The sequence below is a fragment of the Streptomyces sp. NPDC001970 genome, assembly GCF_053594115.1.
The window spans coordinates 1-20,474 of the sequence record NZ_JBSFDW010000018.1 but is presented as its reverse complement, the minus strand read 5'-3'; the positions used below and the strand labels follow the sequence as shown (position 1 = coordinate 20,474).

The window sequence follows — 20,474 nt, the reverse complement described above, 5'->3', positions numbered from 1 at the left end:
TGCAACTCGGCGGTTGCCGGTGAGCTGGAGCAGATCGGTGGCCACGATGTCGCAGTTGCGGGTGAGGTTGGCGTGGGTCAGTTCGGCGCCCTTCGGCTGACCGGTCGTTCCCGAGGTGTAGAGAATCACCGCGGTGTCGTCCTCGTGCCGCTCGGCCAGGTCCTGGACGGATAGGGCGGACACCAGCAGCTCGTCGAATGCGCCGGGACCGACGACACGACCGCCTCGGCCTCGGCCTGCTGCGCACCGGTCCGTGCCTCGTCGGCGAAGGCGTGCCAGGCGAACAGGAGCCGGGCACCTGAGTCGCCGAGGTAGTAGGCGGACCTCGCGCGACTTCAGCAGGGGGTTCATCGGGACGACGATGCCGCCGGCCCGGAGTACGCCGAAGTACACGAGGGCGAACTCGGGCACGTTGGGCAGCATGATCGCAACTCGGTCCCCGGGCTTCACGCCGCGGTCGCGGAGCAGTCCGGCCATGCGGGCACTGCCCTGGTCGAGCCTGCGATAGGAGACAGCGGCGTCCCCGAGACGGAGCGCGGCGCGATCCGGATGAATCCTGGCGCTGTTCACCATGTGGGATGCGAGGTTCGTGTCAGCTCCTCTCCTCGACTCTCTGGGGCTTTCGGCCACGCAGCCCCAGCGGGGTCGGGAGGGATGCCCGCTGGACGAACGCCAGATCCAGATCCAGAGCACGCTGCCGGCCCACCACGACGGTGCTGCCGCGCTCCTCCGGGAACAGCGCTGACAAGTGCCCTGTACCGCGATACCAAGGAAACGCTCGAATGCTGGGCGCGCAGCCCGATGCGCCGACATTCCCGCTGGCCGAGAATTGCCTCATGAACACCGCACAACCCGCCGCACGCATCGACGTCCACCAGCGCTCACGAGCGGGCTGATGGCGAGCGAGGACGCGCGGGAAGGCGCGCGGGCGTTCGCCGAGAAACGCGCCCCTGTCTGGCACGGCCGCTGATGCCGGCCAGCTCAGCCGCCTCCCTCCCTCACAGCCCGTGTCAAACTTTCAGGAGCAGGTGACCAGCCATGAAATCCCACAGGCCCGTCCACCGCGTGGCGATCGTCGGGACCGGCACCATCGGTGCGAGCTGGGCGACGCACTATCTCGTCCGCGGCTTCGACGTCACCGCGACCGATCCCGCCCCTACCGCCGAGACGGCCCTGCGTTCGTACGTGGAGGCGGCTTGGGACGCCGCCGCCTCGATCGGGCTCGCGCCCGAAGCCTCGCTCGAGCGCCTGAGCTTCACCGCGGACCTGCGTCAGGCCGTCGCGGACGCCGATTTCGTACAGGAGAACGCACCTGAGCGTCCGGAGCTCAAGGTCAAGCTGTTCGCCGATATCGACGACGCGTCGCCACCGGACGCGATCATCGCGTCGAGTTCGTCGGGCATCACGATGAGCGTCATCCAGGCCGAGTGCCGGCGTCCGGAGCGGACCGTCATCGGTCATCCCTTCAACCCCCCGCACATCGTCCCGCTGGTCGAGGTCGTCGGCGGGACAAGGACCGCTCCGGACACGATCCAGGACGTCATGTCGTTCTACGCCGCGGTCGGCAAGAAGCCGGTTCACCTCAAAAAGGAACTGCCCGGGCATGTCGCCAACCGTATCCAGGCCGCGCTGTACCGCGAGGTCGTGTACCTGGTCCAGGAGGGAGTGCTCGACGTGGCGGACTCCGACACCGCGGTGTCCTGGGGGCCGGGGCTCAGATGGGGCGTCATGGGCCCCCATCTGCTGTGGCATCTCGGCGGAGGAGAGGGCGGCATCCAGCACTTCATGGACACCCTCATGCCGCGGATGGTGGCGTCCTGGCAGCAACTGGGCACCCCCGAGTTCACGCCCGAGCTCGAGGAGACGATCGTCAACGGTGTCCTGAAAGAGGCGAACAACCACTCGGTCGACGAGCTGGCCGCCCGGCGCGACGCGATGCTCTCGGCCCTGCTGGCCGTGCGCGCCCAGCACGACCCGTCCGGCCCGAGCGCCGCAGCCGGCCCCGAGACGAAGGAGGAACCGTGACGCAGCGCCAGGAAAGACTGTTCGTGCTCGAGGCCAGCGGTGGCGGTCGCCTGTTCTCCGTGAACCCCGACGGCTCCGACAAGAAGGTCGTCGTCACCGGGTGCAGGCTCCCCGACGGGGTCGCCGTCGATGCCGTGGCCGGGCACATCTACTGGACGAACATGGGCCTTCCGCCGGAGAACGACGGCTCGATCGAACGCGTGGACCTGGACGGAGGCAACCGAACGACGATCGTCCCGAGCGGCGTCACGCACACGCCGAAGCAGCTGTATCTCGAGGGCGCCGGCCGGAAGCTGTACTGGGGTGACCGCGAGGGCATGCGCGTGATGCGCTGCGACCTCGACGGCTCGCACGTCGAGACCCTCGTGCAGACGGGACAGGGAGAGGACGACTGCCGCGACGAGACCCGGTGGTGCGTGGGAGTCGCCGTCGACCCGGTTGGCGGACACCTCTACTGGAGCCAGAAGGGCCCCAGTGACGCGGGGCTCGGGAAGATCCTGCGGGCCGGAATCAACCTGCCCGCCGGGGAGACAGCGGCCGAACGCAGCGACATCGAGGTGCTGTTCGAGGGGCTGCCGGAGCCGATCGACCTGGACCTCGACCTCGCGGAGCGCAAGCTGTACTGGACGGATCGCGGGGACCCGCCGCGGGGCAACAGCGTGAACCGCTCGCCGATGCACCCGCAGGACGGGCAGCGGACGCCGGAGATCCTCTTCACCCACCTCATGGAAGGCATCGGCATCGCCCTCGATCCGGACGGCGGCCGCATGTACGTGACCGACCTGGGCGGAAGCGTCTACGCCGCCGATCTCGACGGATCGAACCGGAGGGAGATCCTCGCCGCGCAGGGCAACCTCACCGGCATCGCCCGCGTGCCGTGCTGACCGGAACGAGGGTCTAGGTGTATTGACCTGCAGCGTTGTTCACACGGCTGATCGGTGGATTGCCGCCGAGTGCGGTGTGGCAGCGTTTCCGGCAGCCCATGTGATGGCCGGGGGCACGACTCGCGCGCACAGGGGTGCACCGCACGCGTCGGTCAGGCCGAGGCGCCCGACCAGCAGGCCGCTCCGTGCGGCGGCATCGAGTTCTTTGGCCGGTACGGAGTCGAGCATGAGCTTGGCGCGGCGGAACATGGTGAAGGCGCCCGCGTCGTCGACCGTACCCCATGACAGGTAGATGAACCGGCCGCCCGAACGTCCCTGTACGTAGGGTCCTTTCACATCGATGCCGGTCGCCGTGACGGTCGTGGTGCATTCCAGGTTCCACGTAGCGGACGTGGCGTCGCCAGGGTGCGGGGCGAGGAGTTCGGCACGGCGGTCGCGGCGCTGCACCGCGACGTGGATGTTGTGGTACGCCGCGCTGTCGTCGGCTGATGCCCCAGGTGGGCAGGTGAGGCCGGGCAGGTCGACGGCGTCGATGCGGATGCGCATGCCGGCCATCATCCCTGTACTGCTTGTGAGTCCGGTGATGTTCCGGCTGGCTCCGGTGCTGTCAGCAGGGAGCCGAAGATGGACCGTCCCAGGGCTTCAGCGCGGTCCTGGTCGACGGCGTTGCCGGTGTAGTCGGGGTGCTGCTCGGCCCACGTGTGGGCGGTGCGGCGGCTGGTGAAGAAGTTCAGGGCCCCGCAGGTGACATCGGCAGCGGCGCCGGTGCAGGAGCGTTGGCCGACGTAGACCACTGCGGTGGCAGGCTGCCAGGTCATGCTGCCCCGGGTGGAGGTGACGGTGACGCTCTCGCCGGTGATCGGGTCGGCGGAGGTGATCACGGCGTCGGAACCGAGCATGTCCGGGATGCCCAGCGCGTCCACCGCGCACATCGACCACACCTCGATACCACTGGCGAGACGGACCCGGTGGCCCGTGGGCACAGCGGAGAACGGGTACGCGGCCCGGATGCGGCCGTGGTCGTCGAGGGTGAGGAAGTCCTCCACCGCCAGGTCGGCCAGAACCTCTGCGGCGCCGCGGCCGTGTGCGGCGGCCGCGGCTTCCAGTTCGCCCGCCGTAGGTGCGCCTCCGGTGGCCGCGAAATGGCGGAGCACGGCTTGCTGGACGGCGCGCAGCCCGCCGGCCACCGGCGCGAGGCGGCCCTGGCCGCCGCGGCCGGCCGCATCCATCGGCGGGCACTCGCATTCCCCGGTGGTGTTCACGGCATCCAGCACATGCCGCAGTTCGACGACGCTCGGCGCGCCCTCGACCCGGCCGTCCGCCCCCCGGTACAGGCGGCAGGACAGGGAGGCGGGTGCGCCCGGCACGGCGAACGGGTCCACGCCGTCGATCAGGACGGTGGGCGAGCCGGTCATCCCGAGCCGGGCCGCCTGCTCCTGATCAGCGACCTCGACCAGCTCCACCTTCACACTGCGGCCCGCGGCCGCGCGGGCGATCCGTTCCTCGATCACCGGGGCGTTGGGGCAGTCGGGCACGGTCAGCACGGTGATGCGCATGGCATCGTCCTCCCAGATCAGAACCTGTGGGACCGACGCTAGACCTTCCAGTGCACTGGAAGGTCAAGGCGTAACCTCGGCGGTATGCGCACCGGAGAACTGGCCGCCGCGAGCGGACTGACGGCCAAGACCATCCGCTTCTACGAGGACGCCGGGCTGCTGCCCGAGCCGCCGCGCACACCGGGCGGCTACCGCGACTACCCGCCGCAGGCCGCGCATCGGCTCGCCTTCATCCGCGACGCCCAGTCGGCCGGGCTCACCCTCGCAGAGATCCGCTCCATCCTGGCCCTGCGTGATTCCGGCGAGGCGCCCTGCGCCCACGTCACGGACCTGATCGAGCAGCATCTCGCGGACATCGAGCGCCGCATGACCGAACTGCGCAAGACCCGCACCGCCCTGCGGGGCCTGGGCGAACGGGCCGCCGTCATCGACCCGAGCAGCTGCACGGAGGCGGACATCTGCCGCATCATCGGCGCCCCCGCACCGAGTGACAACGAGGGATTGTCACAGGGGGTGACTGACAACCTACGGTTGTCATCATGAGCCCAGATCCGCGGCCGCGACCTGGAATCCGCACTGGGCGCCGCACTGGGCGCCGCACTGGGCGCCGCCGAGGCCGGCACCGAACACCCGCGCCACACCCGGTGGTGTCGGCCGATGCGCTCACGGGTGAACGGAGCCGACCATGAAAACGTCCGCGGCCCGGTACTCGTCGCTCCCCGCCTGTAGGTGCTGTCAGGCGCCGTAGTGCCGCAGCATCTGCCCCATCGCGGCCAGCGCGGAGGGTTCAACCCGGTAGTACACCCCCAGGTACCCCGCGGCCCTCACGTTGCCGCAGCTGTCGCCTCAGCAGACTGTTGAGCTGGTCGAAGACGCCCTCCTCCTACCGGCGGGCGAAGTAGGCGTAGACGGTGGGCCAGGGCGGACAGTCGTGCGGGAGGTAGCGCCAGGGGATGCCGGTGCGGTTCACATAGAGGACCGCGTCCAGCAGGATCCGCAGGTCGTGGTCGGGCGGCCGGCCGATGTCCAGCCCCCGGCCGCGACGCTCGGACCGCCACGTGGTCAGGACCGGTTCGACCAACGCCCAACGGGCATCGGACAGATCACTGGGACAGCGGCGACGCTCAGCCATGATCCTGCAGAACCGCGCAGCCTGTCGGCCGGCCCGGGCGCGAGGACCCCGCACCAGAAGCGAAGGGCGCACATCGGCGCATCCTGGGATGAGACAGGAGCAGCTTTGCCAATACGGCGTCGTCACCGCGACTCCTGCACCACCATCCCCACCCAGCTCAGCAGTCCCGAACCGACCGAAGCGCAGATCGACACAAACAGCTGCAATAGAGAGCTAAACGCCCTCCGAGTGTCCCTAACGACCCCTGCGCGCACCCGGGTGGCGCACCCGTGAGGGCTGACCCCGGTGGCTTGTACCACCCACCGGGCCGCAGTCGGGGGTCGGCGGGGGCGGGGCCGTGCAGGGTCGCCCCCGCAGAAATCGGGCGGTGGTGCCGGGTGACGCCGTACCCACCGATTTCGAGGAGGCGAGCCCGGAGGGGCCCCGACCCCCACCCACCGACAGCAGCCGCACCCAGCCCGTCTGGGGGTCCCCCACGCCACAGGGCGTAGGGGGCACTTGAGGACGGACACACCGGACGCCCGTCACGGCACCGGCCAGCACCGCACCCCGCGCCGCCTGGACGGTCAGCCCCTCACGCGGACGGTGATGCGCAGCTCCCGCGTACCGGACCGGCCCGTGCCGGTCGTGCGTACGACAGTCTCGCCCGGGCGCTCGGCGCGGAGCTCCCACTCGCGGTAGCCGGGGTCGGACTCGTACGCGACGGGTACGAGCGTGACGGCGCTGCCGTCGGTCGAAGGGGTCTCCCACCGCAGGCGGCTGTCGAGTCGCAGCGGCACCACTGCTCCCACCGTGAGCGTGAAGGTCAGCCCGCTGTCGGCCTCGGTGAGAACGGTCGGCGGCGGGGCGGCTGACGACGGAGAAGGCGGATCCGAGGGCGAGCCCGGCGGCGAACCCGAATCCGAAGGGGACGGCGGGACTGCCGTCGGCGAAGGCGTCGACGCGTCGGAGGTCGGCCGCACGGAGGTGCTGCCCTGAGCCGGGTCGTCCGGGGACCGGCTCGTGCAGGCGGTCGCCGCCACCCCCAGGAGCAGGGCGGCGGCGACCGCACACAGCGCGCGTGCCTTCGTCATACGAGCGGCACGTTGATGCAGGTCAGGATGGATGCCTGCCTGGCGAGTGCGGCACTGGTCGCGTTCGGGTCCAGGCGTACCTTCTCGGCGTTCTGCACCGCCTCCAGGAACGGGGTGTCCGCCTTCAGATCACCGTCGGTGTCGACCAGCTCGTCGGCGTCGAAGGCACCGTTGGCGAAGTTCAGCCAGGCGGCGAGCAGCTGGCGGTCGAGGGCGCGCTTGGGGTTCAGCAGCGTGAGGAAGAGCGTGCTCGCCGCCTTCTCCTGCGTGGACACGTCGACGACCTCCGAGAAGACCGCGCTCGAGTGCTCGACGATCTTCAGATAGCAGTCGAGCCGCTCCTTGCCGAGCCCGGTGAGGTCCCCGGTCAGGTACTTGACGTACCAGATGTCGGCGAGGAGGGACAGCGGCGCGTTGCCCTGCACGATCAGCGGGACGCCGTCGGAGGCGGTGCCTGCGTCGTCGTCGCGGGCGGTGAACGACAGCTGGTACAGGCACGCCTTGTCGTACGTGTGTGCCTGGGAGTCCGTCACATCGCGCGGCTGGACGCTCGGGCTGCGGGCCGGGTCGGGGTTCGGCGGGTTGACCAGCGAGGTGGTCGCGGTGTTCGGCGAGCCGTCGCCCCACGACCAGGTCATGGTCTCGTCGTCGCTGCCGGGGTCGGTCACTCGCGCGGCGTACGTCTTCTCCTCGCCGGCGTGCACGACGAGCGTCCTGCCTCCGGCCAGTTGAACGGCCTCCGACGTGTCGATCGCCGCCTTCGGGTCGACGTTCGCCACGGTGATCTCGGCGTCGCGGCAGGTCGTGCTGTCGTCGTCGCTGCCGCACACCTTCACGGTGAAGGTGCCGTTGTCGCCGAAGACGATCTGCCGGCTGAAGGTCAAGGTGGCGTCCGGCCGGTCGTTCTCCAACTGCCCCGGCAGGGGTACGGGCTTGCCGTCACCGGGATCGATGGTGGCGGTGAGCGGGTCGAGCCAGCCGGGGTCGGTGACGGTGCCGCTGACCGTGAGCTTCCCGCCCTCCTCGCGCGGCCCGGCGACGGTGAAGCTGATCGCGGGCGCGACATTGGTGACGGTCACGGTGGCGGTGTCCGTGCCGGCTCCGGCGGCGTTGGAGACCCGCAGGCCCACGGTGTAGGTGCCGTCCCGGCCGACGCGGTCGAACACCGGGTTGACGCCCGTGGCGTCGTCGTAGGCGCCGTCGCCGTCGAAGTCCCAGGCATACGCCCCGCCTCCACCGGGGCTGGTGCTGCCGCTCGCGTCGAGCCGTACGTCCGTGCCCTCCCGGGTGGTGTACGGGCCGCCCGCGTCGGCGGTGGGCCGGCAGCCGGCGGGGAAGTCGGTGGCCGGATCGGCCTGGTCCTGGCTGGGCGACGTGGCGCTCGCGCCCATGCCACGCCGGGCGAAGACGCCCCACAGCAGACACTGGTCGGCGCCGCCGTACGTGGCGCGGTCCGCGGCGAGGATGCCGTCGCGGGCGTCGAGGAAGTCCGGTGCGGACGGGGTCAGCTTCATCCCGTCGACCATGAGCTGTTCGTGCCGCTGCTTGCCACCCGCCGCGCCGTGGGCCCCGATCAGCGCGGTACGCATGTCCCACATGGCGGTGGCCCAGATCTCGCCGTCGTCGTGGACCTGGCACGAGCCGTCGTCGCACAGGTCGCCGTAGGTGAGCGTGCTGTTGTCGTAGGCGACACGGCGCACACCCGTCGGCTCGCCGTTGTTGTACTCGCCGTAGACCGGGTCGCTCCACATCGACGTGGCAACCGCGTCGCTCCAGCCCTCCCCGAGGGCTCCGGTCTGCTCGCCGTCGCCCATGTCGCCGCCGCCGACGAGCCGGTTCGACAGTCCGTGGCTGTACTCGTGGGCGACGGTGTCGCCGTTCATCCCGCGATGCGTGTTGTGGTTGCCGCACGAGGCCCGGCCGACGAAGAGCCGCATGGTCGGGTTCTGGCCGTCCGCCGGGGTGCCGAAGTTCGCGTTGCAGGCGTCGTCCCCGTTGGCGTTGAAGTCGACGTACACCTGGACACGGTCGCCGCCGGCGCCGCCCTGCCCGAGGTTGTCCTCCTGGAAGTTGCCGGATGCCTCGTCGAACCCGAGCCCGTAGAGGAAGTCGTGCATGCGGTTGGTGTAGTAGAAGGCCTGCGTGACGACCGCGTCCCGGTCCGTCGTGAGGTCCGTGCCCCCGCTGCTGCGGAACGCGTCGGTGAAGGTGTAGGTGAAGTGCTGGTACGCCGGGTCGCCCGCGGCCGGGGTCTGCGGCTGGTAGCCGAGTGACTCCTGCCCGTCCGGATTGTGTGACACCTCGGCGTTGTTGCCGGTGGTGACCCGCCCGGACACCCAGGACCGGCCGAGCCCGCTGAAAGGCACGACGGTGGCGGCTCCCGTCGTCGGGTTCTGCCCGGTGAAGACGCGGCCCTCCGGCCCCTCGTTGTGCGTGAGGTCGTTGCGGAGCAGGATCCTGCCGTCCGCGGCGTCGACGACCGTGTCGTACAGATGCCCGTTCCGGGCGGTGAGCGTGGTCCGCCAGGCAGGCCGGGCAGTGCCGTCCGCGAGCGGGAAGGTGACGCGCACTGCGGTGACGGTCCCTCGCGGCTCCTCCGTACCGACGGCGCCCGCGGCGCGCTTCACGGCAGCGCCCTTGTCCAGCCCGGCGGTTGCGCCGGCGCGCGCCCCGGGAACGAGGCTGCCGGTGGCGGTGAGGATCCGGCCGTCCTTGTCGACCGCGACCTGGAGGCGGGCACCGTGCACGGGGACGCCCCGGTCGGTCTGCCCGATGAACACGTGCCGTACCCCGTTGTGCTTGGTACGGTACGACTTGACGATCTCCAGGCCTTCGAGGTCGGACGCGGAGAGCCCGTACAGGCCTGCGTGCTCACGGAGATACGCGAGGGCGAGGGCCTGCGGGTCACCGCTCCTGGCGGCGCCGAGCGCCTTGTCCTTCCCGAGCGGCGACACCGTTCGCGGCGTGCCGTACCGGCCCCAGCGCACGGCGGCCCCGTCCAACTCCTGCGCCGCGAGCAGCTGTGCGGCCTCGGGCGGGACGCGGGTGTCTCCGCGTACGTCGATGTTGGGATACGGCCGGTCCTGCCGCTCGTCGCCGTGCCCGAGCGTGTCTCTCTCCTGGCTCACCCCTTCCGCGTCGGCCGTGACCGCGGCCACCGGCACCACCGTTGTCGCAGGCAGCGCCAGTAACGCCGCCCCTAGGATGAGTGCCCGTGCCCTTGCCCGGGCCCCCCTTGCGCGCATGGACAGCATCGCCCTTCCCCCGTTCCCCCGTTGTCCGCATCCACTGGCAGTGGACCCCGGCCACGGTAAGTGGACATGACAATCCACGGAAGGGCCCGGCGAAGGGTGGCCTGAATACGACTCGGACGAGAATTCGACTACAGAACCAGCAGCCGCATCGCGCCAAGAAGAGGACACCACCACCCATGAACGAGACGCCCCGGCCCTTCCACCTGCTCCCCGGCGCCGACGACTCCCCCGTCCTCCTCCATGTCCCGCACTCCTCCCGGGCCGTCCCCGAGGCGGTCCGCCGAGGAATCGTCCTGGACGACCGAGCGCTGGAACGCGAACTGGACCACATCACCGACGCCCACACCGCCGAACTCGCCGCCGCGGCCGCCGAGGCCGCACCGCTCACGCCCTGGCGGTTCGTCAATGGCCTCTCGCGCCTCGTCGTCGACCCCGAGCGATTCCCCGACGAGCGCGAGGAGATGCTCGCCGTCGGCATGGGCGCGGTGTACACCCGGACCACGCACCGCCGGCCGCTCCGGTCCGCAGACACCGACCCGCAGCCCCTGATCGACCGCTACTTCCGTCCGTACGCCGACGCGATGACGGCGGCGGTGGCCGACCGGCTCGCCGCCACCGGCCGAGCAGTGGTCATCGACGTCCACTCGTATCCGACCGAGCCGCTGCCGTACGAACTCCACGGCGAAGGACCGCGCCCGCCGATCTGCCTCGGAACCGACCCCTTCCACACACCGGCCTCCCTTCTCGGCCTCGCCGAAAAGGCGTTCGCGGGCTTCGGCGGCACGGGCATCGACAGCCCTTTCGCGGGCACCTACGTGCCGCTGGAGCACTACGGCATGGACCACCGGGTCAGCGCGCTGATGATCGAGATCCGCCGCGACGTCTATATGCACGAGCCCGGCGGCCCCGCGGGTCCCGGCATCACCGCGCTGGCCGCGGCGCTCACGGAACTGGTCACCGCGGCGACCCGGCCGGCGACGCGGTAGAAACCGCCCGGCGAACGGCCCGATGCGGCGGTGGTGCCACTGCTCACATCGGTCATGGGCTCGACGCCCCGCGCGGCCGCCGCATAGCCTGCTCGGCTGTGGACGTGACACGCGCCGACCGGCAGCTGCGCCTCATCTCCGAGGTGACGCAGTTGGCCGATGCCCTCGGTGTCGCCGTGTGGCTGCGCGGGGGCTGGGCCATGGACTTCTACCTCGGCGAGATCACTCGCGACCACGAGGACATCGACTGGTTCGTCCGGGCGGAGCACGCCGCCGAGTTGACCGACGGACTGCTGCGGCGCGGCTTCGAACCGGTGCCCGGGCCACCCCCGGATCTGCAGGTCGACTTCGCCAAGGACGGCCTGGACAGCAGCTTCACGTTCGTCGCCGAGGACGTGACGGGGCGCCCGGTGGTCGCGGGAGGCCCCTGGGCCGGTGCGCCCTGGCCGGAGGGAATGCTCGACGCGGAGCCCGGGCGTATCGGTGCGCTGCGGTGTGCCGTCGTCAGCCCCGAGGCCCAGATCGAGATCAAGAAGATGATGCCGGTGTGGGTTCCCGGCCTGCCGAGGCGGGCCAAGGATGCCGAGGACATCGCCCGGCTGAGGACCGCGCTGGGCGAACCGGGCGCACGGCCGCAGTAGGCCGGGGCCGGCCGCCCGGGCGGCGCGGGCGCGAACCCGTGTGTGTACCGTCGCCCAGCCTGCAGATGCTGTGACGAACCGCCGACCGCACCCGGGACGCGGACCTGGCGACCGCACGCCGCCATGTCCGCACCGCCGAGTCGATCGCCGAACAGAGCCTCGCCGAGGCCCGCCGCTTCGCCCACGACCTGGCACCGGCCGACCCGGTCGGGGTCCCGGGCGGCACTGCCGGGCACGGTCGTCGCCGTCCGGATGCCCCGAGCCTCAGGCGCGCACCGGGAACGACGCCTGGAAGGCCAGCCGCTGGTCCGCGCCCTCACCGATGGCGCCCAGCAGTTCGTCGAGGGCGAGGTACTCCTCCCAGCGCGCCCGGCCGGTCGACTCGGCGAGCCGTGCGATCACCAGGTCTTCGAGATCCGGGACCCGTTTGTTCTTCCATATCTTGTCGGCCGTGCTGACCAGCAGGTCCTCGAGGGTCGCATCCGGGGCCGTCCACGACGCGTGCGTCCCGGCGAACCGGGCCAGGTGCGGGGCGAAGCCGTGGTCCAGGAGCAGTTGCCGCCCGGCTTCCTCGTGCAGGGCTCCGGGTCCGGAGAGTTCGGCGATGTGCACGGTCTTGCCGATGTCGTGCGTGGCCGCCCCGAAGAGCACGGCCTCGCGGTCGACGTCGAGGTGCGGATACCGGTCGGCCACCCACACGACGAGTCGGTGCGCGACATCGTGGACGGCCCGCAGATGGGCGGCCAGGCGCGGCGGTGCCTGCACGCGGTACAGGAGCTGCTCCGCGGGCCGGGGCAGCGGCCGCAACGGCGGATCGCCGGGATGGCCCAGGGCTCGGCAGAGCGGATCGGGTGGCGCGGTCATCGCGCCACGCTACTACCCCGGCCCGCACCCCGTTTCCCGCACCGTTTCGCGCACCTGGGTCGGCAGTGGCGTGCCGCGGCGCCGCCGCCTTCAGGGCCACCGTTCGGGCTCGCCCGACGCGTACGGACAACGGCAGGCCCGGGCTGCGGTGGCAGGTGCCGGAGTACCCGTCTTACAGTGAAAGGGGCGTTTCCCTTCGGGTTCCTCCACGTCGTCGACCGAGGTATGTGCACCGGGGCGGTGGGGAGCGCGAGGGGACATGCGCCGACTTCGACCGTGCCGGCGGGCCCCGCTCGCGACGACCGGGAAGAGGTGTGGCCATGGCCGGACTCCCCGAGGAGCCGGTTCCCCAGACTGTGCTGTCCCCCCTGACGGCTGCGGCGATCTTTCTGGTGATGACGGTCGATCCAGGGGGCGAGCCCGCGGTGCGGAAGCTGCTGTCCGACCTGACGGGACTGCAGCGGGCCGTCGGCTTCCGGGCAACCAACGGGAAGCTCAGCTGTGTCGCCGGCATCGGATCACAGGTGTGGGGGCGCCTGTTCGCCGGGCCGCGCCCGGCGGAGCTGCACACCTTTCGGGAACTGGTCGGAGCCAGGCACCGCGCGGTGTCGACGCCCGGTGACCTGCTCTTCCATATCCGTGCCGAGCGGCTGGATCTGTGCTTCGGCCTGGCCGCCGAGATCATGGATCGTCTTCAGGGCGCCGTCACGGTGCGCGACGAGGTGCAGGGGTTCATGTACTTCGACATGCGTGACCTGCTCGGATTCGTCGACGGAACCGAGAACCCGGTGGGGCCGGCGGCGAGCGCGGCGGTCCTGGTCGGCAACGAGGACCCGCAGTTCACCGGAGGCAGTTATGTGATCGTGCAGAAGTACCTCCACGATCTGCAGGCGTGGAACGCCCTGCCGGTGGAAGCGCAGGAGATGGCGATCGGCCGGAGGAAGCTGTCCGACATCGAACTGGACGACGAGATCAAACCGGCCAATTCCCATGTCGCGCTGACCACTGTCGTCGATCCCGATGGGACGAAGCACGAGATCCTTCGGGACAACATGCCCTTCGGGAGCGTCGGACAGGGCGAATTCGGTACGTACTTCATCGGGTACGCCCATACCCCGGCAGTGACCGAGACGATGCTGGAGCGCATGTTCCTGGGCGAGCCGCCGGCGTCCCACGACCGCATCCTGGACTTCTCCACCCCGGTCACCGGTTCGCTGTTCTACGTGCCGACCACCGACTTCCTCGACAATCTTCCCGATCCGCCCGGCACGGGCGCGTACTCCGAGGCCCACACGGCGACGGTGTCCGACGCCGGAGCGCGCCCCTCGGACGTTTCCCTGAGGATCGGCGACATGAAGGCGAGCACCGCCGATGAACAACCTGCACCGTGAACTGGCGCCCATCTCCACTGCCGCCTGGGCCGACTTGGAGGAGGAGGCGCGACGTACGTTCAAGCGCCATGTGGCCGGGCGACGGATCGTCGACGTTCCCGAGCAGGGCGGCCTCGAGCTGTCCGCGGTGGGCACCGGGCATCTGGATGGCGTGGACGCACCGGCCGAGGGGGTCATCGCCCACGTCCGCTGCGCGCAGCCGATCGTGGAGCTCCGCGTTCCCTTCACCGTCGATCGCCGACAGGTCGACGACGTCGCACGCGGGGCCAAGGACGCGGACTGGCAGCCGGTCAAGGACGCTGCCCGGCAGATTGCGTTCGCCGAGGACCGTGCGGTGTTCGAAGGTTATGCCGCCGCGGGCATCGCCGGCCTGCGCGAGAGCTCCTCGAACCCCGCCCTGACCCTGCCGGCCGAGGTACGCGAGTACCCGAACGCCATCAGCCAGGCCATGACCGCACTGCGGCTGGCGGGTGTCGGCGGCGAGTACATGCTGGCGCTCAGCGCCGAGGCGTACACCGCAGTCAGCGAGACCTCCGACTACGGTTACCCCATCATCAAGCACCTCGCGCGGCTGCTGGACGGCGAGATCATCTGGGCGCCCGCCATCGACGGGGCCTTTCTGGTGTCCACGCGGGGCGGCGACTTCGAGCTGTGCCTCGGCCAGGACGTGTCCATCGGCTACGTATCGCACGACGACAGGAGCATACGGCTGTACTTCCAGGAGACGCTGACCTTCCTGGTGTACACGAGTGAGGCCGTGGTGGCCCTGGAGACGTCGTCACCGCCGGCCGCCGGGTGACGTCCGGAGGCGGACCGGGGTGAATCCGGTGCCACCCTCGTGGTGATCCCCGCGAGGGTCGGTGAGAACGCCGGGGCGCACCCGCCCGCACCCGGGTCCGGGAGTTGAAGGTCAATGCCCACTTCCCTGCGTGCCGCCGGGGTGCGAGCGCAGGAGCTGTTCCATCGCGGCCAGCCGTGTGTCGAGAGAGGCGATGTCCGCACGGGTCACCCTCTCCTCCTCCGGCCGCAGTGCGATGAGGAGACGTCCGTCGGGTTCCAGGCGGCCGAGCGCCACACTGCTGATGGTGGTGCCGGTCTGGCCACGCACGGCATGGTCGAGTTCTCCTGCCCTGAGACCGAGGTGTCTGGCGGCACTCGGGACGATCCTGCCGTCCTTGATGACGGTCGTCGACGTCCCCTCCAACAGGCGGGCGGCCCGTTCGCTCGTGGCCAGCAGTCGGTTGAGTGCGGCGTTGACCGTGACGAGAGTGACCGCACCCACCACTCCGCCCAGAACGCTGTTGTCAGGGCCGATGATCGCGTTCTGGACGACGTTCGACAGCAGGAAGATCACGACGAAGTCGAACGTGCTCAGGTTGGCGAGGCCCCGCTTCCCCGTGAACCGGAACAGCAGGACGATGAGCGCGTATACCAGGACGGTCCTCAGCACCTTCTCCGCGATCGGCACCTGGACCGTCAGCATGTCGTGCCACATGGCGCACTCCCCTTGAGGGTTTCACCTGTCGAGTGCAAGAAAAGTAACCGGGGCAGGGACGGACACGGCGCACGAAGGCGCCGTGTGCCCAAGCGGTCCGCCGACGTGCGCCGCGGGTGGCGGTCCGGGTGGTGCGGGGCGGTGTTCCGCATCGGTGTCCACAGGAACCGCTCCTGCTGATCAGCCGCGCTCCTCCACCCGTTCACGAATGAATGCCGTTGCGGTCACCACGACGGCGGCGACCAGCACCATCGGCAGGACCGGCGCCCACAAGGGCGCGAACCGCAGCAGCAGGGCGCCGGCCGTGGCGCCGCACAGGAACGCCGCCAACCGGGCGGCGGCCGCGGCGGCGAACCGGTGCGGCTCGCCGCCGAGGGCGCGGGCGAGACCCGTCAACGTACCGGTCAGGTAGGTGGTCGACGCCCCCCGCACACCGGAGCTGTTCGTCACCGCGCTCTGCACTCCCATCGCGGCGCCGGCCGCCGCGAGAAGGAGCATGGTGGCGTCGGCGCCGGGGTGCCCGTCGGTGGCCGGCCACCCGCCGGCCACACCGGCGAGCAGTGCCAGCTCGGCCGTCACGATCAGGCTTGTTCGCCGGTACCAGCCCGCACCGCGACGGCCCAGCCCTGCAGTGGCGGCCGCAACGCCCAGGGCGTAGCACCCGACCGCCACCGTCGCGCCCGCCGCCAGTCGGCCGTCCAGGGCCACGAGGGCACGACCGAGTTGCACGAGGTTGCCGGTGATGACGCTGGCGAACACCCCGTCAAGCCCCGCCACGCACACGGCATCCAGGCTGCCGGCCGCCGCCGTGAGCACCGCGAGGAGGCGTACGACCTGTTTCTCGGGCAGCACCGCCGCACCCGGCTCCGCCGGTGTGTCGACGGGTCGGCCGCCTGTCGACTCATCGTTTCGTCGATTCATCGTTCACGGTGTTCCGGGAGGGGCGGTCCGTCGCTCACCTGCGCCTGTCGCATGCCGCATCTCCCTCTCATGACGTCCCCTTCGCGGCCGTCCCGACGAGTCTGCACTCCAGGTGCCCGGCCACGGCGGACGACACCGGGCATCGCCCGGGTCCGTGGCGCCGGATTCGCCCGCCTTCGGTTGCCTCTGTGGGGTGGGGGCGGTACACCACCTCCGGAGAGCGCTCTCAGCACGTCGCCCACGACTGCGCGGGGAGCTCGGCTGCCCGGACCTTTCGCCGACGCGTACACCTCGCCGCACGCGTTGACAGGGCCCCATCAAGAGGGTTCACTCCCTGAAGGCTGGTACAGACCAGCGCCGGAATTCCCGCCAACCAGTGCACGACCGCCAACCACCGCTCCCCCGGCCCGGTTGGCGTCCCCACACCAGGAATCGAGGCACCCCCCATGTCACTCCGCATACACAGGCGCCCGTTACGGATGCACAGGCGCCCGTTCCGCGCCATCGCCCTGACGGTCGCGGCGCTGACCGCCGCACTGAGCTGGGCGCCCAGCTCAACGGCGGCTCCCACCCCCACGATTCAGGCCGTGAACTTCGAGGACAACTTCGACGGTCCCGCCGGAGCCGCCGTCGACGGCTCCAAGTGGCAGATCGAGACCGGCGACAACGTTGCCAACCACGAGCGCCAGTACTACACCGCGGGCAACGCCAACGCCGCGCTCAACGGCCAGGGCCAGCTGGTCATCACGGCCCGCCGCGAGAACCCCGGCAACTACCCGTGCTGGTACGGCCGGTGCGAGTACACCTCCGCCCGGCTGAACACGGCGGGCCGCTTCACCCAGACCTACGGGCACGTCGAGGCCCGGATGAAGGTCCCGCGCGGCCAAGGCATGTGGCCCGCGTTCTGGATGCTCGGCAGCGACATCGGCGATGTCGGCTGGCCGAACAGCGGCGAGATCGACATCATGGAGAACGTCGGCTTCGAGCCGGGCACCGTGCACGGCACCCTCCACGGCCCCGGCTACTTCGGCAGCGGCGGCATCGGCGCCGCCTACTCCCTGCCCGGCGGCCAGGCCTTCGCCGACGCCTTCCACACCTTCGCCGTCGACTGGACACCCGACTCCATCACCTGGTCCGTGGACGGCAACGTCTACCAGCGCCGCACCCCCGCCGACCTCGGCGGCCGGCAGTGGGTCTTCAACAAGCCCTTCTTCCTCATCCTCAACCTCGCCGTCGGCGGCTACTGGCCCGGCGACCCGGACGGCTCGACCGTCTTCCCCCAGCAGCTCGTCGTCGACTACGTACGCGTCACCACCTCCGACGGCGGCGGGGGCACGAGCGGAACGCTCAGGGGCCTCGCGGGCAAATGCCTGGACGTCGCCGGCGCCAACGCCGCCAACGGCACGCCGGTGCAGCTCTACGGCTGCAACGGCACCGCTGCCCAACGCTGGACGGTGGGCACCGACGGCACCGTCCGGGCGCTCGGCAAGTGCCTCGACGCGGCGGCCGCGGGCACGGCGGACGGCACCCGCGTCCAGCTGTGGGACTGCAACGGCACGGGCGCACAGAGATGGGCGTACAACGCGTCGACCAACGACGTGGTCAATCTGGCGGCGAACAAGTGCCTGGACGTGCTGGACAACAATCCGGCGGACGGGACGCCGACGCAGATCTGGACCTGCACGGGCGCCGGCAACCAGAAGTGGTCGCTGGTCACCTAGGGCCACCGGGCGACATTGCGCGATGCCCGTGCGGTCACCTGCCGTACGGGCATCCAGCGTGGACGTACGCGGCGCGCCGCCACCCGCGGCCGGCGCCGGATCGACCCGTACGGCCGACGCGGTAGCGGAGACAGGTACGCGGCGGTGTGGACTCGGTACGACACCGGGACCAACCAACCGCGGTGTGTGCACTACGCCGTGGTCCGGGCCTTCTGCCAGCGAGCGGCGTTGACCTCGTCCAGGCGGTAGAATGCCTCGGCCTCGTACGTGGAGTCCGGGTCGGTGCCCCACTCCCACTTCATCGGCCAGTTGCCACGCTCGTAGTGCGCGTGCAGGTGCCGAGTGAAGGCAGACAGTGCCCCCTTGATCTGGCCGCGGTCGAAATTGAGGCGCTCCACGACGGCGGTAGTGCTGTACGACTGCTCCGGTTCCGCAGCGAGCATGTCGAGCATCGCCGCGACGCGCTGCACGGAAGGCAGGTCCGTCGCGATCAGAGACTTGAAGTCCTCAACGGACCACTCGACCACTGGCCAGGTGCCGTCCGGGTCGGCACCCTGAGTGCCACCGGGCAGTGGGTTTGTCATCTCGCCCTCCTTCAGGTCGAGTTGGGCGAGGAGAGCGTAGACGCGAGTGACGTGCTGGGCTGGTACGGGCACGTGGATGAACTGCTGGCCCTGAGCCACGATCTTCCCTAACTCTGTTCAGTGCACGGTCCGTTGGTGTGAATCACCCTGACACGCCACAACCTGACTGTCTAGTCAACAAGAGACTCTGTCTTCTTTCCGAGACTCCCAGGCGGGAGGCGAGGCGACCCTCGCTCGAACGGAGGGAGGCGGCACGCTGGCGACCGTACGACAGCCGGGGCACCGACGTTGCCGCCCGAGGCGCTGTGATCAACGGCGCTGGCGGTCGTGCTTGAGCACAAGGCCGACGAACGCGGCGATGCTGACGCCGAATTCACCGGCCGCGACGGCGGGGCGGCATGGTCAGCATCTGATCAGCGGGTTCTGGCACGCGCGGGGGGTGCTGCAGGATCGCCGACCACCGCCGGCGGGGCTGGAGACTCCTCCAGCTTCTGCGGGTTCGTCATCGTCCCCGGCGGGCCTGGAGACAGCAATGTTTCGACCCCTCGACAGTTCCGGACGCATCATCCGGTGTCTCCGGCCCCGGCACTGGGGACCATGCGACCGGTGGCGGCACCTCGCTCCGGCTGAACGGCGTGAACGGCGTCTCGGGTGCCGGAGGTGAGTCCTGCATGGGCCACGGCGGGAACGGGCGGGCGGGCGAGGCGCCCGGAAGCGCCACGCGTGGATATGGCGGAGGCGCGGGCGGCGCACTGTCGTTCGGCGGGGCAATGCCTGGCGAGGCGGGCGGCGGAGGGTTGGTGGTCATCGAGCTCTACGGATAGCGCGCGGGCAGCAGGGGTCGCCACCACGCTTGACACGGCAGCATGCGTGAACCCCGCCGCCCTCAGTTCGGACAGCAGGGTTCACGTTGCGGTGTCGTTCACCTACGGGCAGGTGGCCGCCGAGTCGATCCTGATGCCGGTCACAGTCACCGACGAAGAGAACTGGACACTCTGGTTCGGCGGGAGGCAGTAGTACTGGGTTGTACCGTTGTAGACCCAGCGGATATACGCCCGATCGTCGTTGCGGGTGTTCTGTATGAAGTCTGCGCCCCGGCTGCCGGAGCCGAGGTTCTGGTAGTAGCTGGTGACGTCCTGGTACGCGGCGGTGGGTGCTCCAGCGTTCCAGTTGCTGGCGGTGAGGTAGAAGCAGACCCGAGGGTAAAGGCATCCGTTGGCGGACGTAGCGGATGCTGAGGGGGTCATGACAGTCATTGTGCCGACGAGGGCAGCGGTTGCCGTGCCTATCGTGGCCAGCTTCCTGGGCATCTTCATGGATCACGAGGCTCGTGGCGGGACTCGCAGCTCACAAGAGGGATTCCAGCCAGGTGGTTTCTCGCCAATGCCCACTTGTTGGACCCTCGTAGGGTTCACGTATACCTCAACCACGCGGGACCCGGTTAAGAGGGAGGGCTACACCCCTGAGCTGCCGCTGGTTGTGGGCCGGGCCAAGACCTCCGAAGTACCGGAGTTGATCACCGCGGGCGGCCGTCGTGGTGCTGTGGCACCGCCGGTCTGGCGTTCCCTGTCAAGTCAGCATGTTGAAACTCTGCGCCTGCCTGCAATGAGTTGGGGATCTGCGACTATGCGCCTCACTTGGCCCTTTAGCGCTTGAGTTGGCCCCGCTGAGCGTCGGAGTTGGCCCGCAGTGCGACTTTTCGAGATAGGTGACACCTCATCTTGGTGGTTGACACCACCCTGAGAAACGCCGAAGCCATAGCGGATTTCTGCTGCGCCCGTTCCCGCGGCCCGCACAGCGCTAGTGTCCTGCGCCAGTAGTTGATCGTTAGTTGTGGTGTGACTTCTGCTGCTAGGGACTGTGCCGAGTTGAGATCTTCATGTGAGGCTGCGGAGCCAGATGACGGCGCCGCGTAAGTGGAGTCCGGCGAGGTAGCTGGCCGGGGTC

General features: G+C 70.0%; 16 protein-coding genes and 4 pseudogenes. 9 read left to right on the top strand and 11 right to left on the bottom strand.

All coding sequences use genetic code 11. The features are described 5' to 3' along the window. Nucleotides 1–57 precede the first annotated feature (57 nt). A pseudogene (locus tag ACWCP0_RS21860) lies at nt 58–573 on the bottom strand (AMP-binding protein); the annotation flags it as partial. Nucleotides 574–1,038: 465 nt separating this feature from the next. On the opposite strand from ACWCP0_RS21860, the gene ACWCP0_RS21855 reads away from it, so the two are divergent. Next, nucleotides 1,039–2,025 (top strand): 3-hydroxyacyl-CoA dehydrogenase NAD-binding domain-containing protein, encoded by a 987-nt coding sequence (locus ACWCP0_RS21855; RefSeq protein ID WP_451080471.1) that lies wholly within the window; start codon nt 1,039–1,041, stop codon nt 2,023–2,025. Beyond that, a complete protein-coding gene (locus ACWCP0_RS21850; RefSeq protein WP_451080470.1) occupies nt 2,022–2,909 on the top strand; it encodes a 3-hydroxyacyl-CoA dehydrogenase in 888 nt (295 codons plus the stop codon). Before ACWCP0_RS21855 ends, ACWCP0_RS21850 begins: the two co-directional genes overlap by 4 nt. An 81-nt stretch (nt 2,910–2,990) precedes the next feature. Here ACWCP0_RS21850 and ACWCP0_RS21845 read toward each other — a convergent pair. Together ACWCP0_RS21845 and merB are read right to left on the bottom strand one after the other, a co-directional pair. Then, nucleotides 2,991–3,455, bottom strand: a pseudogene (locus tag ACWCP0_RS21845) (DUF5990 family protein); the annotation flags it as partial. A gap of 8 nt (nt 3,456–3,463) precedes the next feature. Beyond that, nucleotides 3,464–4,465, bottom strand: a complete 1,002-nt coding sequence (merB, locus tag ACWCP0_RS21840) for an organomercurial lyase (RefSeq protein WP_451080469.1) — start codon at nt 4,463–4,465, stop codon at nt 3,464–3,466. 84 nt (nt 4,466–4,549) lie between these two features. Between merB and ACWCP0_RS21835 the strand changes: the two genes are divergently transcribed. Next, a complete protein-coding gene (locus ACWCP0_RS21835; RefSeq protein ID WP_451080468.1) occupies nt 4,550–5,008 on the top strand; it encodes a heavy metal-responsive transcriptional regulator in 459 nt (152 codons plus the stop codon). 274 nt (nt 5,009–5,282) lie between these two features. Here the strand turns inward: ACWCP0_RS21835 and ACWCP0_RS21830 are convergent. The 3 genes and pseudogenes from ACWCP0_RS21830 to ACWCP0_RS21820 form a co-directional block, all read right to left on the bottom strand. Further along, a pseudogene (locus tag ACWCP0_RS21830) lies at nt 5,283–5,597 on the bottom strand (transposase); the annotation flags it as partial. A 566-nt stretch (nt 5,598–6,163) separates the two neighbouring features. Then, on the bottom strand, nt 6,164–6,670 hold the full coding sequence (locus ACWCP0_RS21825; protein WP_451080467.1) for a hypothetical protein: 507 nt from the start codon (nt 6,668–6,670) through the stop codon (nt 6,164–6,166). Continuing rightward, entirely contained in the window at nt 6,667–9,828 is a 3,162-nt protein-coding gene (locus ACWCP0_RS21820; protein ID WP_451080466.1) for a M36 family metallopeptidase, read from the bottom strand. The genes ACWCP0_RS21825 and ACWCP0_RS21820 overlap by 4 nt, the downstream gene beginning before the upstream one ends. A 272-nt stretch (nt 9,829–10,100) precedes the next feature. Here ACWCP0_RS21820 and ACWCP0_RS21815 point away from each other — a divergent pair, with 272 nt between their 5' ends. The 3 genes and pseudogenes from ACWCP0_RS21815 to ACWCP0_RS21805 all read left to right on the top strand — a co-directional run. Then, on the top strand, nt 10,101–10,910 hold the full coding sequence (locus ACWCP0_RS21815) for an N-formylglutamate amidohydrolase (RefSeq protein WP_451080465.1): 810 nt from the start codon (nt 10,101–10,103) through the stop codon (nt 10,908–10,910). A gap of 98 nt (nt 10,911–11,008) precedes the next feature. Further along, the gene (locus tag ACWCP0_RS21810) at nt 11,009–11,551 is read left to right on the top strand and encodes a nucleotidyltransferase domain-containing protein (protein ID WP_451080464.1); all 543 of its coding nucleotides are present in this window, start codon (nt 11,009–11,011) and stop codon (nt 11,549–11,551) included. Nucleotides 11,552–11,625: 74 nt separating this feature from the next. Then, a pseudogene (locus ACWCP0_RS21805) lies at nt 11,626–11,754 on the top strand (sensor histidine kinase); the annotation flags it as partial. 61 nt (nt 11,755–11,815) lie between these two features. On the opposite strand, the gene ACWCP0_RS21800 reads toward ACWCP0_RS21805, so the two are convergent. After that, the gene (locus tag ACWCP0_RS21800; protein WP_451080463.1) at nt 11,816–12,415 is read right to left on the bottom strand and encodes an HD domain-containing protein; all 600 of its coding nucleotides are present in this window, start codon (nt 12,413–12,415) and stop codon (nt 11,816–11,818) included. A 320-nt stretch (nt 12,416–12,735) separates the two neighbouring features. On the opposite strand from ACWCP0_RS21800, the gene ACWCP0_RS21795 reads away from it, so the two are divergent. Both ACWCP0_RS21795 and ACWCP0_RS21790 read left to right on the top strand, forming a co-directional pair. Then, nucleotides 12,736–13,806, top strand: a complete 1,071-nt coding sequence (locus ACWCP0_RS21795; protein WP_451080462.1) for a Dyp-type peroxidase — start codon at nt 12,736–12,738, stop codon at nt 13,804–13,806. Next, nucleotides 13,787–14,605 carry a family 1 encapsulin nanocompartment shell protein gene (locus ACWCP0_RS21790; RefSeq protein ID WP_451080461.1) on the top strand — a complete coding sequence of 273 codons (819 nt, stop codon included), beginning with the start codon at nt 13,787–13,789 and terminating at the stop codon, nt 14,603–14,605. The genes ACWCP0_RS21795 and ACWCP0_RS21790 overlap by 20 nt, the downstream gene beginning before the upstream one ends. Before the next feature lie 111 nt (nt 14,606–14,716). Here the strand turns inward: ACWCP0_RS21790 and ACWCP0_RS21785 are convergent, their stop codons facing one another. Then, nucleotides 14,717–15,301, bottom strand: coding sequence for a DUF421 domain-containing protein (locus ACWCP0_RS21785; RefSeq protein ID WP_451080460.1), 585 nt, complete (start codon nt 15,299–15,301; stop codon nt 14,717–14,719). 180 nt (nt 15,302–15,481) lie between these two features. Beyond that, nucleotides 15,482–16,222, bottom strand: a complete 741-nt coding sequence (locus ACWCP0_RS21780) for a YoaK family protein (RefSeq protein ID WP_451080459.1) — start codon at nt 16,220–16,222, stop codon at nt 15,482–15,484. Between the two features lie 479 nt (nt 16,223–16,701). Here ACWCP0_RS21780 and ACWCP0_RS21775 point away from each other — a divergent pair, with 479 nt between their 5' ends. Beyond that, the gene (locus tag ACWCP0_RS21775) at nt 16,702–17,943 is read left to right on the top strand and encodes a ricin-type beta-trefoil lectin domain protein (protein WP_451080458.1); all 1,242 of its coding nucleotides are present in this window, start codon (nt 16,702–16,704) and stop codon (nt 17,941–17,943) included. Nucleotides 17,944–18,134: 191 nt separating this feature from the next. Here ACWCP0_RS21775 and ACWCP0_RS21770 read toward each other — a convergent pair whose 3' ends face one another. Further along, a complete protein-coding gene (locus ACWCP0_RS21770; protein ID WP_451080457.1) occupies nt 18,135–18,527 on the bottom strand; it encodes a hypothetical protein in 393 nt (130 codons plus the stop codon). A gap of 926 nt (nt 18,528–19,453) precedes the next feature. Beyond that, nucleotides 19,454–19,774 carry a hypothetical protein gene (locus ACWCP0_RS21765; protein ID WP_451080456.1) on the bottom strand — a complete coding sequence of 107 codons (321 nt, stop codon included), beginning with the start codon at nt 19,772–19,774 and terminating at the stop codon, nt 19,454–19,456. Nucleotides 19,775–20,474 lie beyond the last annotated feature (700 nt).

Excerpts from the sequence above, each read along its gene's own strand:
- ACWCP0_RS21855 (WP_451080471.1), top strand. The coding sequence starts at position 1,039 with ATGAAATCCCACAGGCCCGTCCACCGCGTGGCGATCGTCGGGACCGGC.
- ACWCP0_RS21770 (WP_451080457.1), bottom strand. The coding sequence starts at position 18,527 with ATGACAAACCCACTGCCCGGTGGCACTCAGGGTGCCGACCCGGACGGC.
- ACWCP0_RS21775 (WP_451080458.1), top strand. The coding sequence starts at position 16,702 with ATGCACAGGCGCCCGTTCCGCGCCATCGCCCTGACGGTCGCGGCGCTG.
- merB (WP_451080469.1), bottom strand. The coding sequence starts at position 4,465 with ATGCGCATCACCGTGCTGACCGTGCCCGACTGCCCCAACGCCCCGGTG.
- ACWCP0_RS21825 (WP_451080467.1), bottom strand. The coding sequence starts at position 6,670 with ATGACGAAGGCACGCGCGCTGTGTGCGGTCGCCGCCGCCCTGCTCCTG.
- ACWCP0_RS21785 (WP_451080460.1), bottom strand. The coding sequence starts at position 15,301 with ATGTGGCACGACATGCTGACGGTCCAGGTGCCGATCGCGGAGAAGGTG.
- ACWCP0_RS21800 (WP_451080463.1), bottom strand. The coding sequence starts at position 12,415 with ATGACCGCGCCACCCGATCCGCTCTGCCGAGCCCTGGGCCATCCCGGC.
- ACWCP0_RS21765 (WP_451080456.1), bottom strand. The coding sequence starts at position 19,774 with ATGACCCCCTCAGCATCCGCTACGTCCGCCAACGGATGCCTTTACCCT.
- ACWCP0_RS21780 (WP_451080459.1), bottom strand. The coding sequence starts at position 16,222 with ATGAATCGACGAAACGATGAGTCGACAGGCGGCCGACCCGTCGACACA.
- ACWCP0_RS21795 (WP_451080462.1), top strand. The coding sequence starts at position 12,736 with ATGGCCGGACTCCCCGAGGAGCCGGTTCCCCAGACTGTGCTGTCCCCC.
- ACWCP0_RS21835 (WP_451080468.1), top strand. The coding sequence starts at position 4,550 with ATGCGCACCGGAGAACTGGCCGCCGCGAGCGGACTGACGGCCAAGACC.
- ACWCP0_RS21790 (WP_451080461.1), top strand. The coding sequence starts at position 13,787 with ATGAACAACCTGCACCGTGAACTGGCGCCCATCTCCACTGCCGCCTGG.
- ACWCP0_RS21815 (WP_451080465.1), top strand. The coding sequence starts at position 10,101 with ATGAACGAGACGCCCCGGCCCTTCCACCTGCTCCCCGGCGCCGACGAC.